Source organism: Qipengyuania mesophila, from assembly GCF_019711655.1.
GTDB lineage: Bacteria > Pseudomonadota > Alphaproteobacteria > Sphingomonadales > Sphingomonadaceae > Qipengyuania > Qipengyuania mesophila.
In genome coordinates this window covers 152072-166250 of record NZ_JAIGNU010000002.1, presented here as the reverse complement: position 1 = coordinate 166250, position 14179 = coordinate 152072, and the positions used below count along the sequence as shown (strand labels likewise).

Annotated in this window: 12 protein-coding genes; 2 read left to right on the top strand and 10 right to left on the bottom strand. The window is 59.8% G+C overall.

Features of this window, described 5'->3' with window-relative positions; translation table 11 throughout:
* From K3181_RS10515 to K3181_RS10495, 5 genes are all read right to left on the bottom strand, one after another.
* Positions 1-2451, bottom strand: a complete 2451-nt coding sequence (locus K3181_RS10515; protein WP_221603067.1) for a beta strand repeat-containing protein — start codon at positions 2449-2451, stop codon at positions 1-3.
* Positions 2452-2556: 105 nt separating this feature from the next.
* On the bottom strand, positions 2557-5169 hold the full coding sequence (locus tag K3181_RS10510; RefSeq protein ID WP_221603066.1) for a beta strand repeat-containing protein: 2613 nt from the start codon (positions 5167-5169) through the stop codon (positions 2557-2559).
* A gap of 221 nt (positions 5170-5390) precedes the next feature.
* Positions 5391-6356: a CsgG/HfaB family protein gene (locus tag K3181_RS10505; protein ID WP_221603065.1), complete on the bottom strand. Its 966-nt coding sequence runs from the start codon at positions 6354-6356 to the stop codon at positions 5391-5393.
* Entirely contained in the window at positions 6356-6832 is a 477-nt protein-coding gene (locus tag K3181_RS10500; RefSeq protein ID WP_247715070.1) for a curli assembly protein CsgF, read from the bottom strand. Before K3181_RS10500 ends, K3181_RS10505 begins: the two co-directional genes overlap by 1 nt.
* 685 nt (positions 6833-7517) lie before the next feature.
* Positions 7518-8633 (bottom strand): helix-turn-helix transcriptional regulator, encoded by a 1116-nt coding sequence (locus tag K3181_RS10495; RefSeq protein ID WP_221603064.1) that lies wholly within the window; start codon positions 8631-8633, stop codon positions 7518-7520.
* Positions 8634-8983: 350 nt separating this feature from the next.
* Here K3181_RS10495 and K3181_RS10490 point away from each other — a divergent pair, with 350 nt between their 5' ends.
* Entirely contained in the window at positions 8984-9301 is a 318-nt protein-coding gene (locus K3181_RS10490) for a hypothetical protein (RefSeq protein WP_221603063.1), read from the top strand.
* A 62-nt stretch (positions 9302-9363) separates the two neighbouring features.
* On the top strand, positions 9364-10434 hold the full coding sequence (locus K3181_RS10485; protein ID WP_232730322.1) for a S1C family serine protease: 1071 nt from the start codon (positions 9364-9366) through the stop codon (positions 10432-10434).
* Positions 10435-10485: 51 nt separating this feature from the next.
* Here the strand turns inward: K3181_RS10485 and K3181_RS10480 are convergent, their stop codons facing one another.
* From K3181_RS10480 to groES, 5 genes are all read right to left on the bottom strand, one after another.
* Positions 10486-11025 (bottom strand): Hsp20/alpha crystallin family protein, encoded by a 540-nt coding sequence (locus tag K3181_RS10480; RefSeq protein ID WP_221603489.1) that lies wholly within the window; start codon positions 11023-11025, stop codon positions 10486-10488.
* A 61-nt stretch (positions 11026-11086) separates the two neighbouring features.
* Positions 11087-11563, bottom strand: a complete 477-nt coding sequence (locus K3181_RS10475) for an Hsp20 family protein (RefSeq protein WP_221603062.1) — start codon at positions 11561-11563, stop codon at positions 11087-11089.
* 252 nt (positions 11564-11815) lie between these two features.
* Positions 11816-12007 (bottom strand): DUF465 domain-containing protein, encoded by a 192-nt coding sequence (locus K3181_RS10470; RefSeq protein ID WP_221603061.1) that lies wholly within the window; start codon positions 12005-12007, stop codon positions 11816-11818.
* A 157-nt stretch (positions 12008-12164) separates the two neighbouring features.
* Positions 12165-13784, bottom strand: coding sequence for a chaperonin GroEL (groL, locus tag K3181_RS10465; RefSeq protein WP_039337605.1), 1620 nt, complete (start codon positions 13782-13784; stop codon positions 12165-12167).
* A 53-nt stretch (positions 13785-13837) separates the two neighbouring features.
* Positions 13838-14152 (bottom strand): co-chaperone GroES, encoded by a 315-nt coding sequence (gene groES / locus K3181_RS10460; protein ID WP_188822545.1) that lies wholly within the window; start codon positions 14150-14152, stop codon positions 13838-13840.
* Positions 14153-14179: the final 27 nt, after the last annotated feature.

Below are 14179 nucleotides of genomic sequence, written 5' to 3'. Positions count from 1 at the left end.
TCAGTTGCCTTGAGTGACGGTCGCGGTGTTGCCGTTACCGTTCTGGTCGATGGTCGAGAGGTTATCCGTACCGGTCTGCGTCACGCTCGCGGTGTTGAGCGTTCCGGTCTGCGCGATGTAACTCTCGTTGTTCAGTCCACCCTGGCTGAGGGTCGCCGCGTTCGAGCTGCCCGTCTGCGTGATTTCGGACAGGCCGAAATCACCGCTCTGGGTCACCGTCGCGCTGTTGAGCACATCGGCCTGGCCAGTCAGCTGGGTGACGCGTGACGTATTGCCATTGCCGATCTGTTCGACATAGGCACTGCTGTCAGCAGCCGGCTGGTAGACTTCCGACGAGTTGCCATCGCCCGACTGGATGACAGTCGCGCTGAAGGCACCGTAGCCGAAGTTCTGGTCTGCTCCCTGTTCGGTAAGCGCCGTGTTGCCATTGCCGCTCTGGGTCAGGCTGCTGGTGCCTTCGCCCAGAAACTGGCGCACGGTGGCGTCGTTGTCGTCACCACTCTGCACCACGGTGCTCACATTGTCATCGTCGAACGGTCCGGTACGATCAACGCCCTGCTGGACCGTCGCGGTATTCCTTGCGCCGCTTTGGGTCAGGTCGCTCTGCTGCCGACGCGAGAAGAAGCCTTGCGTGACAGTTGCCGTGTTGTCGTCATTCGACTGCAGGATGTTGCTTTCCGAATTGATGCTGCGCTGGGTGACCGTGGCCATATTGCCATTGCCCGACTGCTCCGTGTTTACGGTGCTGGCGGTATTGCCGATCAGGGCGCCATCCAACTGCGTGACGGTCGACGTGTTGCTGTCGCCCGACTGGAGGATGTTTGCGGCATAGTTGTTGGTCGACTGAGTCACGGAGCTGCTGTTGCTTCCCCCGGACTGCTCGACATTGGCGGTGTTGAACGTGCCGTTCTGGCTGATGCCCGACGAGTTGCCGTCGCCCGACTGGGTCACCGTGGCGAGATGGCCGGCATCTTCCGCTGCGCCGTTCTGGGTCACGGTGCTGCTGTTGCCCGCACCGCTCTGCAGAACGTCGCCTACGCTGTTGTAACCGCTCTGGTTGATTGTCGAACCATTCGTTGCACCGCTTTGGGTGACCAGTGCGACATTTTCCGAACGCGGACCGCCGGCACCGGTCTGGTTGATCGTCGAGCTTGACCCGTCCGAGCCGACCTGCTGATCGACGAACGCCTGATCGTTGCGGCCCGTCTGGTTGATGTTCGAGGTCGCGCCGTTGCCGGCCTGGGTCACATCGGCATAGTTGTTCAGACCCAGCTGGGTCGAGGTCGACGTGTTGGCATCGCCCGATTGGAGCACGATCAAATCGTTGCCCGCCGTGCCCTGGAAGGCATCGACGATATTGGCATCGCCGGTCTGGTCGATATCGGCGAACGCGCTCTTGTTCTCCTGGACGAGATCGGAAGTGTTGTCGTCACCGGTCTGGTTGACGTCGGCGACCAGACCACCGTCGGCGTTGCCGATAATGCCGTAGCCTTCGTCACGCTGAGTGATGTTCGACAGATTGCTGCTGCCGTTCTGATTGACGGTCGCCGAAAAATTGTTCGAACCGTCGTTGTTGAACGTCTGCGTGATGTTGGAAGTGCTGGCACCGTCCTGCGTCACGATGGCGTCCTGCGTCAGCGATTCCGCACCATTGGCAGTCTGGGTGATGTTGGAAGTAGCGCCGTTGAACTGGGTGACATTGGCGTTGAGATCTCCCGTCAGATCACCGTTCAGCGTCTGGGTGATGTTCGACAGCGAACCGCCGGACTGATTGACGACGGCATTCGCGGAAGGATTGAACCCGCTGGTGTCGGTTGCGGTCTGAATGATATTCGAAGTCGAGGCATCCTGCGTCACGATGGCCCGCATGTTCTTGCCACCGTTCGATCCCGTCTGGATGATATCCGACGTGGCATCGCCCGTCTGCGTCACATTGGCGCGAAGGCCGCCCGTGTACCCCGGGCCATCCGAGTTCTGGTCGATGTTCGACAGGTTGTTGTCGCCGGTCTGGTCGACGCTTGCCGTCTGATTGAAACCCCCGCCAGCGGAGATCGTCTGGGTGATGCCGGAGATGTTGGAGTTCCCGACCTGGCTGACAGTAGCGTCGGGATCGAAGTTGGAGACGCCGATGGTACCGTCCTCGCCAGGTGCGGTGTCGGGATCGTCCTGGTCGATGGTCGAGGAATTGTCGGCACCGTCCTGCGTCACATCGGCATAGCCGAAGAACGCATCCTGATCGATGCTCGAACTGTTGCCCGAACCGTTCTGGTCGACGCTGGCGCTGTTGTTGTCGCCTGTTTGATCGATATCTGAGCCGTTGCTGCCGGTTTGGGCAACCGCGGCCGCATTGTCGTTGCCGGTCTGATCGATATCGCTGGTGTTTTGGGCGAATGTCGGGCCTGCCATGGCAAGCGCCATGATCGAAGCACTGGTGAGCATTACCTTTTTCATCTTGAGTTCCTTCGTTGGGATTTGCGCCCGCAGTGGAATGGCGCGCTTGTTTGTCGCGCGCTCGAAGTGGAAAGGGGCGCACCCGGTCGGGCGCGCCCCTCAGTTTCAGTTGTTCTGGCCGACGGTCGCAGTGTTGCCATTGCCGGTCTGGTTGATGGTCGAGACATCGCCCACACCGCCCTGCGTCACATCGGCGATGTTCCCGATGCCCGACTGGGTGATGTAGCTTTCGTTATCGAGTCCGCCCTGATTGAGCAGCGCATCGTTGCCTTCACCACTCTGGGTGATCTCCGAAAGCCCGCTCTCGCCGGTCTGGTTGGTAGTGGCGAGATTGTTGAGGCCGCCTGCATTCTGCAGGATCGACGACTGGTTCATGTCGCCGATCTGGCTGATGTAGGCCCGGTCGCCGGCACCCGACTGGGTGATCGAACCGACATTGTCGTTGCCGGTCTGGGTCAGCGATGCGTCGGGGGAGAAGGTCGTGAGACTGCCAAGTCCCGTACCATCCTGGTCGATCGAGGCATCGTTGCGTGCGCCATCCTGCGTTACGAATGCACCCGCCAGCGCAGAGGAGTCCGGCAAGCTGGACTGATTGACGTCCGAGACGTTGTCCGAGCCCGTCTGGCTTACCACCGTGTAGTTGTTCACTCCGGTCTGGAGCACCGTCGAGTCGTTCTCGCTACCCGACTGACCGACCTCTGCCAGGTTCGACAGGTTGGTCTGGTCGACATCGGACATGTTGCCCGTTCCCGACTGGGTCACGAAAGCACCCGGCGCCACATTCGGATTTCCGGTGCTCGAGAAGAACCAGTTGCCCGTCCCACCGCCGGACTGGTTGATGTCCGAAACGTTGTAAGAGCCATCCTGGTCGACGAACGCACCGGCCACGATGTTGGGGAATGCGTCGGCGGAGGTCGATTGCACCACGTTGGACTGGTTGCCGATGCCGTTCTGATCGACCGAAGCGAAATTGTCCTCGCCCGACTGGTCGACGGTCGACAGGTTCTCGTCGCCCACCTGCAGCACGTTTGCAGTCACGTTGATGCCAGACTGGTTGACGAAGCTCTCCTGCGTCGGGGAACGGCTCGGCGGAGCCAGGTCCGAGGCGAGCTGCGTGACGTTGGCGGTGTTGCCGCTGCCACCCTGGTCCACCACCGAAGTATTGCGGGCATGCGGGCCGCCCTGGATCACCGTCGCTGCCGAACCGTCGCCCGACTGGTTGAGGATCGAGGTGTTGTAGACACCGCTCTGCGAAACATCGGCCATGGCACCATCGCCGCTCTGCACAACATTCGAGCGGTTGATGACGCCGTCCTGGGCGACGTTGATGGTCGAGCCGTTGCCCGACTGGTCAACCAGCGAAACGTTGTTCGGATAGTCCGTGCCGGCATCGGTCGGCGGAATCGCAGTCCCGTCCCACTCGCGCGGCCCGAAACCATTGGATCCGCCGGTCTGGCTGATGCTGGCCGACGAGCCATCGCCCGACTGGTCGATGATCGAGGTATTGTCATCGCTCGTCTGGAGCACGCCCACGGTCGATGCCGCACCCGACTGGGTCAGCAGCGAGCTGTTGCGGGCGCCCAGCTGGTCGATATCGGCGTTCGAATTGCCGCTCTGCTGGACGTCGGAGGCATTGTCCTCGCCGGTCTGCGTGACGGTGATGATCCCGAAGCCGCCGCCCCGGTTCGCTCCGTTGGCGCTGACATTCGAGGTATTGCCCGTGCCGTCCTGATCGATCGTCACGTCCGACCGCACCGCAGCCTGCGTCACGGTCGAACTGTTACGAGCGCCACCGGTCATGTTGCTCTGCGTGACATCGGCCACCGACGACCTGCCGGCAGTACCCTGTGAAATGCTGGAGTCGTTGCCAACGCCCGTCTGGTTCACATTGGCGCTGCCAAAGCGAGCGCGCTGGGTAATCACGGAATCGTTCGAGGGAAGGCCGCCCGACGCGACACCTGCCGTATCCTGATAGACCGTCGCGGTTACGTCGTCATTGCCCTGCAGGATGTCGGAACGGTTGTCGTCGCCATACTGGCCGACCGTGGCCGAGGAACGATCCCCGTTCTCGTCCGCGGGATTGTTCGTGCCGGCTCCCTGGAAGACGGTCGAAACATTGCCCGAACCGCCTTGGGTGACGCTGATGAAAGCGTCGTCAGCGCGCTGCCGGGTTTCAGACGAATTGTCGGTGCCGGTTTGGGTTATATTGGTCAGGCTCCTGGCGTCGCCGGTCTTGTTGGCTTCAGCTGGCGGCGGCCCCCCCTGGTCGGCGTAGGAGTAGTTCCCTTCGCCGGTCTGGCTGATGTTGCTCTCGTTGTCCTGGCCGAGCTGCGAGACGATCGAGGTGCTCGCGCCGTCCTGCACGACATTTGCGCGGTTGCCGATCGCACCGCCATAGTCGGCGGTATCCTGGTTGATCAGTGAAGACGCGTCGCCCAACTGATCGACGTCGGCCGCATTGTTCTCGCCATCCTGATTGATGACCGAAGAATTGGTGCCGTCGCCCTGGTCGACTTCGGCGGTGTTGCCGCCGCCGGCGCCTGCGTCATTCAGGTTCTGATTGACGGTTGAGTCGCTCGCGCCGGTCCCGGTCTGCGTGACCGTGGCACCGTTGCCAGTACCGAACTGATCGACGTCGCTCGTGTTGCTTTGGGCAAGCGCGGGGCTTGCGACGGACAGTGCCAAAATGGACGCACTGGTCAGAATAGTCTTCTTCATGGTTGCATCACCTTTTTCAAAAGGCGATAACCATCGCTGCCAAAGGCGCACAAAGACGCCCGGCATACGCAAGGTTATCACGGCCTACACACTGCACGCATTCGAGTGGCAGCTCAGGTGCGTGCTTCTTTTTGCGACTTATTCCAGCGCCTTTATTGCGGCACCTTTTCCTCTCCTCACGGGTCCTCCGCACCCGCCCCTGTGGACCCAAGCACTATTGCTCAGGGTCCCTCGTCCTCCTCCTCGACGTCGACGACGCGCATATCGGACAAAGAGCCCGCCTTGCGCACGGCACGCTGGACATCGCGCGCCTCGTAGATTCCGTCGCGTTCGTTGCGATACAGCGACATGATCGGTTCAGCCGCTTGCATGTCGCCGAATTTCCATAGGTCCAGCTCAACCCCTTCCATGATCAGTCCGTAGACAGCCTTCTCGACGGCCTGCTGCAGGGCGACCTGGTCGGGCTCGTTGCTGGTGAACCCCGCCTCGAACTCGAGCAGTTCCTTGAAAGCGACGAACTGGTAGGCACTCGCGCCGATGGCGCGTGAGGCGATCGTTTTCGACGCATTGACGGTTGTCAGGACCTCGCCAGTGCGGACCGAGACGGCGCGCAGATAGACGGTGACGGTATCCTGGCGATACTCCGTTCGCCCGCCGATGCCGAGAAAGGCCGCTCCCGCGCCTCCTGTCACGGTGTTGGTGTCGTAACCGACGATACCCCCCTCGAGCAGCACCCCGGCGAACAGCAATGCCGGCAACGCCTGCGCATTGGTCGTTTCCTCGCCGAGGTAGCGCTTGCGCATTTCGGAGATGATCTGGCGTTCCTTGAGCAGGTTATCGAGACGCTCGCGCTCGACGATCGTGAACCACTTCCGATCTCCGGCATCCTGCAGCGCCTTCACCAGCATCGAGCTGGCACCTTGCGTCACGGCGCGCGACAGCGTCTGCCCAGCCTCGGTGGGCTTGAACTGGCCTGTCTGGTCGGTGAAGCCATAGACTGCCACCGCAACCTGACGTTGCGGGCCGGGCAGTTGTTGCAGAAGGACCTGTGTCTGCGTGCGCTTGGGGAAATAGGCGAGCGAAGTGTCGGTCGGGAGGAAATCCCGGCCGCTTCCGGTAACCGACATGCAGCCGCCCAAGGCCAATGGCGCAACGATGGCCATCCCGAGTTTCACGAAACCCTTCATCAGTTCACCTCGACAAACAGGGGCACGACAATCCGCGTCACTTCGCCGGTCTCGTCGTTGGTGATGATCAGGGTTACGGAATCGAGCGAACGGAAGAATTCGATCGTCTGGCCGCCGAAACTGACTACTCCGCTTTCCTGAGGGTTTTCGCCGAAGATCGCGTCGACGATCTGTGATGAAAGCGCGGATAGCAACCGGGACTGGAGCTGGCGCGCGAAGATGTCGGCCTGAGAGTTCGAACTGGTGGCGTTCGGATCCTTGTTCTTGTTCTGCGCGTTGGCGATCCCGAGAATATGATTCGAATTGAACGGGTTGCCTCCGAAAGTCGGGCTGATGGGCTCGTGGACCAGGTCCTGCGCCGTTGCGGCGGTCCCCCCGCACACAGACAGCACAAGGGCTGCCCCTATAGAGAATCTGATTAGCACGCCCCCTCCTCGTGTCGCGTCTGCATCGTTTTCTTCTCTGCTCCGCATCATTCGACGCTGTCAGCGAGAGTATTCTGTTTGTTCTTTTTCTTGGTACGCGACTCGATATCCATGGTTGCTAGCTGATTAACCGTTTGCTTTGAACCCCAGTAAATCGCAAATTGAAATCCGCACCAAATCGGGACAGTTAGCATTTTCGCCATGATGAGGGTGATTTATCGGCAGTATTCTGCGGATTCAGCGCTGCACTGGCCACAAATCACCATTCACATGGTGAATCTCTGGGGCGTCAATTATTGAATCGGGATGTCTTTGGTATGATATATAAATATACACGCGAATCGGAATCTTACATTCCGCGCGCAGCATGTGATTTTCTCACGACTATGACTGTCGCAAGGTCACTCTATGTTTAGAGGGCTCTCATTGGGAGAGACTCGCCCCTGACCTTCGGGTCTGCCCCGGGGATTTGAACCGAGTGGCGCGTCCAAAGGTCGTCCGGTTCCCTCGATTCGGAGGTAACGCAAGGATTGGCCCGGCGCCTCCCCCAATCAGGGGATTAAAAAGAAAAACATTTGCCTAACTTTCTTCTGCGACCCGAGGGCTCGTCAGGAGTCTCTGACCTGAGGGGGTGGCGTTGCTGCCCCCTCATTTTTGGCACCTTGGCATGGAGTTCCAAAGGGTTCGGGCCAGGTGCGCGGTGAAAGATAGGCGATTGCAGCTGCGACTTGTGAATTCAGCGGTCTTGTGGACTTCCGTCGAGCAAGTCGCGAACTTTCGCAGCGAGCTGATTTTCACGTGAGACCTCTGCCTTCGCGTAAATGCTCTTGATGTGGCTCTTGATGGTTTCATCGCTGGTAGCGCGCAGGTCCGCGATCTCGCTGCGCGATTTTCCGCGTGATAGAAAGTCCGCCACCTTGGCTTCCACCTCGGTAAAGCCGAACGCGGCGCACAAGAGCGCAATCCGGTCACTACGAAAATGCTGTCGACCCAGCGTCACGACCGCGCGAGGACCGAATGGCATTGCCCAATCCTCTTTGGGCATGGCAATAACGTCCACTATTGAGGGGCTCGGAGTGGCGCTGCCGATGACCAGTGACGAGTGCGCTGAAAGAGTCCTGTCGCCTGAAAGAAGGGCGCTAGCGAGAGCCTTCTGGAGAGCTCGGTCGTCCTCCGGATCGCTCAGATACAACTTCTGCCTGTCGAGCCGAAACGACCCGGGGGCCGTAAGGGCGGTCTCGGCGGCGGGAGTAAGCGCCTGAACCATCCCGTTCCCATCGATCACAAACGCCGCTTGGCTCATCGTTTCGTAATTGCCTGCCAGGATCTGGGCGCCCTGATGGCCCAATGCGGCCTGAAGTTTGACCGCAGTGTGTGCAAGGGGAATGATATTCTCGAACCGCTCCCTCTCTTCGGGCGAGGTTCGCTCTCGCCGCAGTGTCGCCAGGCCGATGAGTCCGTCCTGTGTCTTCCTGAGGTTCGTTTGCAGCCCATTTTGAATTGAGTGCCGCCGAACGAGTTTCAGATACTCGCTCCCTGAAAGCTTTTTCGTGGCTCGGGCATAGTCCTCCTCATCGACTACCGCACATTCGGCGGCGGACATCCCTGCAAGCACTCGATAGTTGTTTTCAGGGTCGTGGAGTGCGGCGTCGTGAAGCACGCTCGCCAATCCCTCACTGAAGTCGGAAATCCAATTGAACATGACCATCGCGGGCCCACCGATGCCGATCAACTGAGCATGGCTCGCTCCGCATTCATCCGCGAGTAGACGAAGCGCAGGAATCCACTCCTTCGGCTGCCAGGCAGCCCGCTCCAGAGCCGAGCGCAGCTTGTTTTGTGTGTCGGAGGTCATCTTTTAGGTTATCACGTAATGAAGATGGTCGGTGGCCTGGCAGAACCACCATTCGCATCGCTATCGAATCGAAACTTCCTTTGCTTGTCGTTCGGTTGGACTAAGTAAATCTGCATGCATAGGGGTGATTCGTAAAGTGTCATTACGAGGAGATTCTCTACTGACCTCTTCGGTCCGGTATCATTTTCGTTGACGAGCCTGCACTTTCTCCAATCAGGGAGCAGCGCATTGGCCAGGAACCAGCGCCTCGATTGCCTGACATCCGGCTCGACACGATATCCTTGGCCACCCTCTCGAGATGAAGACGGGTCCCCGAACCAATTCGTCACCTAGGCGGAGACGAAGCTGGGGTGACCAAACATTTTGCGCTGTTCTCGGCCGATTTAAGGTTGGCTTCCGGCTTAGATATCGTGGTGATGTCTGAAGCTGGCAATCAGCTGCCGGAAGCGGACGGTCCGAAACCGGCCCCATTTCAGCAGGTCGGCAATGCGCCCTCATGTCGGACGTTCAGGCTCTCCCAAACGATGCCTGAAAGCGGACAGGCAGCTTTGCCCTGGTTATGCGCACCGCCAATGTCCGATTATGGTTGGTTTGCCGACATTCTTGTCGATCGAATAATGACGAGGCATTGCGTTGATCCTGGCACAACCGGCGCTATTTATCCGTGATGAGACAAACGTTGACGAAGCCAATGTCAAATTCGCGTCCGTGGATAGTGGTTTTGATCATAATGAACGCCCTGCTTCTAGCTGCAACAGCATCGTTACTCTTCAGCCAATTGGGTCCGGTGGCCGAGCCACGCATGGTCACTCCGCGCGGAGACCTTGGCGCAGATGAACGCGCCACTATCGACCTGTTCCGCAATGCCCGAGAGTCCGTTGTCTTCATATCGACACGGCAGCGAGTTGCCGATTTCTGGACACGTAATGTCTACAGCGTGCCGCGCGGATCTGGCTCCGGTCTCGTATGGGATGGAGCCGGCCATATTGTGACCAATTTCCATGTCATCGAGGGTGCATCCGAAGCACAAATACAGCTTGCCGACGGTCGCCAGTTTTCCGCCACTCTGGTCGGTGTGAGCCCACAACACGATCTTGCTGTCCTAAAAATTGGCGGTGCAGGCTTCACTGCGCCTGCCCGGGTGCCCATAGGCACGAGCAGCGACCTGCAGGTCGGACAGAATGTCTTCGCGATCGGAAATCCGTTCGGCCTGGACTGGACCTTGACCAAGGGCATTGTCTCGGCACTGGATCGTTCGCTGCCGAACGAAAACGGCCCCGACATTCGGCACCTGATCCAGACCGATGCCGCAATCAATCCGGGAAATTCGGGTGGCCCGCTACTCGACTCCGCTGGCCGACTAATCGGGATCAATACCGCGATATACAGTCCCTCTGGGGCATCGGCAGGAATCGGCTTTGCTGTGCCGGTCGACACGGTGATGCGCGTTGTGCCGCAGCTCATTTCCGAGGGGCGCTATACGCGGCCCAGCCTTGGCCTCGAAAGCGACGACGATATCAACGACCGGCTCAAGCGCGCTTCAGGGATCGAGGGTGTTTTTGTCCTGCGGGTCGATCCCGGGTCGGTAGCCGAGCGCGCCGGTCTGGTCGCAGCGCAGCGCACAAGGCGCGGCGTGGCTCCCGGGGACATCGTTACCGCTATGAACGGCAAACCTGTTTCGCGGGTCGGCGACCTGCTCGCCCGCCTTGACGACTTTCGGGTCGGGCAAAGCGTTGAACTGACGTTGATGCGCGGCGGCGAGGTGCGAACGGTCAGGCTCGAACTCGAACCGGGAAGTTGATGCACAAAGAAGGGCCGGTCCCATGGGCAGGACCGGCCCTCTTGGCTGCCATTAACTGGCGTTGATCGGGATCGTCTTGCGGCCTATTGCCGCTTCTGAGGTACGCGGAATTCTAACGGTCAGAACACCGTTGCGGAAAGCGGCCTCGACCTTGTCTTCGTCAATCTGCGAGGGAAGACCGATGCGGCGCTCGAAGCGGCCGTAGCTGCGTTCGGAATAGCCGCGTTCCTCGTCGCTGGTCTCGGACTTCTTCTCACCCCGGATCACCAGTTGATGATCGTCTAGGCTGATTTCGATGTCTTTTTCCTCCATGCCCGGCAGTTCGGCCATGACACGGATTTCCTTGTCGTTCTCCGACAACTCCACACGCGGCCAGCCAATGCTGCGTCCGATGGACGGCAGCGAGGGCATGGAAAACCCGCGAAACATATCGTCGAACAAGCGATTGATATCCCGGTGAAGCGACATCACCGGATGATCGACCCGCTCCTCCTGCCGGGGAACGATGTCCTGGCCCTGGATCTTCCAGGGAATGAGATCGCGAATAGCCGTCTCGACATTCCTCCTTTCATCCGACTGGTTGGGGCACAGCCCATCAAGCGAGGCAGGTGCGCACACCCACCCCGCCGAGCATTTGCCCGATTATTGCGGCTTAGGCCGCCTTGTCTTCGGTCAGCTGCGGCGTGTCGTCGTTGACATGCTCGCGGCTTCCGATGGAGATCTTGCGCGGCTTGAGCGATTCCGGGACGATCCGCTGGAGCGAGATCGTCAACATGCCGTGTTCATAGCTGGCCTCGCGCACCTCGACATAATCGGCTAGCTGGAACCGGCGCTCGAACGCGCGGGCCGCGATACCGCGATGCACGAACTCGACACCTTCCTCGTCCTTTTCGGTCTTCTGACCAGTGATAACGAGCTGGTTTTGCTGTGCGGTGATGTCGATCTCGTCCGGACGGAATCCGGCCACCGCAAGGGTGATCCGGTAGCTGTCTTCGCCGGTGCGAACGATGTCGAACGGCGGATAGCTGTCCTGCGACTCGGCGCGGAAGCTGTTTTCGAGCGCATCGAACAGGCGATCAAAGCCGACGGTCGAGCGGCGATAGGGGGTCAAATCAAATGCAGTTCTCATTTCCAAATCCTCCTTGTTGAGCAATCTGGGCATGAGAGACGCCGGGAACCAAGAGCCGACGCCCTCTGTCCAGCCGGACCCATTATGGCATCCGGCACTGATAGAATTAGAAGCCGCTCAATCGGTTTCAAGATTTCCCGAAAAAGTTTTTTCAATCGTTCTTTCAGTATCTTGCAAACAAGGACCAGGCGCACCGACACAGGCACGCCTGGTCCTCTTCCAGGAGAAAAAATGAGTAAGCCCAGCCCCTTTTTACGCGGTCAGCTGATCGGGACTCGGGCGAGTACCAGCCCAGGATTGCATCTGGTCCTTGAGCGCCAGTTTCAACTTCTTAAGGCGGGCAATCAAAACTTCGTCAGGCCGGGGTCGTTTGCTTTCCTGCCGGATTTTATCCTCCAGCCGTGCATGTTCGCGTGAAAGATACTCCAGATACCTGTCGGCCATAGACTCCTCCTCTCTCATTCGACCGATTGATCCGTTAAGCCCCGTTCAGAACCTGCCCGGTGTCAGGCCGCGTGAGCAGGTGCCGAACTGGCATTGCTAACTGCCTGGTGTTCGCGGATTGGAGAGCGCGGTACGATACCGCGCTCTCCTCTCGCGATTAGAAGTCCATCGCCGGCATCGGGGCAGGCGCGTTGTCCTTAGGCAGTTCCGCCACCAATGCCTCGGTGGTGATCAGCAGCGAGGCGACTGAAGCTGCATCCTGCAGCGCCGTGCGAACGACCTTCGCCGGATCGATTACGCCCGACTTCACCAGGTCTTCGTATTCGCCGGTCGCGGCGTTGAAGCCGTGGTTGTAATCGTCACCTTCGAGCAGCTTGCCAACGATATAGGCACCGTCCTCGCCCGCATTTTCGGCGATCTGGCGAGCCGGTGCGCGCAGCGCGCGGCGCACGATGTCGATACCCGACTGCTGGTCGTCATTGGCGGCCTTGAGCCCTTCGAGCGACTTGAGCGCACGCAGCAGGGCGATACCGCCACCCGGCAGGATGCCTTCCTCGACAGCGGCACGGGTCGCGTGCAGCGCATCGTCGACGCGGTCCTTGCGCTCCTTGACCTCGACCTCGGTGGCACCACCGACACGGATGACGGCGACGCCGCCAGCCAGCTTCGCCACGCGTTCCTGCAGCTTTTCGCGGTCGTAGTCGCTGGTCGTGGTCTCGATCTGGGCACGGATCTGGCTGACCCGGGCGTCGATGTCGGCCTTGTTGCCGGCACCATCGACGATGGTAGTGTTGTCCTTGTCGATGATGACCTTCTTGGCCCGGCCGAGCATGCCGATCGTGACGTTCTCGAGCTTCGTACCAAGTTCCTCGCTGACCACATTGCCGGCGGTAAGGATGGCAATATCCTCCAGCATGGCTTTGCGGCGATCGCCGAAGCCGGGTGCCTTGACGGCCGCGACCTTCAGGCCACCGCGCAACTTGTTGACCACAAGGGTAGCAAGGGCTTCGCCTTCGACGTCCTCCGCGATGATCAGCAACGGCTTGCCCGACTGCACGACCTGTTCGAGCAGCGGGATCAGCGCCTGCAGGTTCGACAGCTTCTTCTCGTGAATGAGGATGTACGGATCCTCGAGTTCCACCTTCAGCTTTTCGGCATTGGTCACGAAATAGGGCGAGAGGTAGCCGCGGTCGAACTGCATGCCCTCGACCGTTTCGAGCTCTGTCTCGAGGCTCTTGGCTTCCTCGACCGTGATCACGCCTTCATTGCCGACCTTCTCCATCGCTTCGGCAAGGATGCGGCCGACGGTTTCGTCGCCATTGGCGGAAATGGTTGCGACCTGCGCGATCTCGCTGTTGGCCGACACCTTCTTAGCATGGCTTTCGAGGTCCTTGACCACGGTGCCGACGGCGAGGTCGATACCGCGCTTCAGGTCCATCGGGTTCATGCCGGCAGCAACCGCCTTGGCACCTTCGCGCACGATGGCTTGGGCCAGAACGGTGGCGGTGGTCGTGCCGTCACCCGCCTTGTCGTTCTGCTTGCTGGCGACTTCGCGCAGCATCTGCGCGCCCATGTTTTCGAACTTGTCCTTGAGTTCGATTTCCTTGGCAACGGTGACGCCATCCTTGGTGATGCGGGGAGCGCCGAAGCTCTTCTCGATCACCACGTTGCGCCCCTTGGGGCCGAGAGTTACCTTGACCGCATTTGCAAGCGTATCCACGCCACGCAGCATGCGATCACGCGCGTCAGACGCAAACTTTACTTCCTTCGCAGCCATTTTGGCCTGCTCCTTTCTCTTCTTTCGATTGAACTGAAGATTGGGTTGATTGCTTACGCCGCCTTCTTGAGTTCGGCGGTGGTTTCGATGATGCCGAGAATGTCGCTCTCCTTCATGATGAGCAGGTCCTCGCCATCAATCCGCACTTCGGTGCCGGACCACTTGCCGAACAGGACGCGGTCGCCTGCCTTGACGGCGGGTTCCACCAGCTTCCCGGAATCGTCACGCGCACCAGGGCCCACGGCGACGACTTCGCCTTCCATCGGCTTTTCCTTGGCGGTGTCGGGGATGATAATGCCGCCGGCAGTCTTTTCTTCGGCCTCGATGCGGCGAACCAGCACGCGATCGTGCAAAGGTCGGAAATGCATGCATAACCTCCATTACAAAGCGAAATG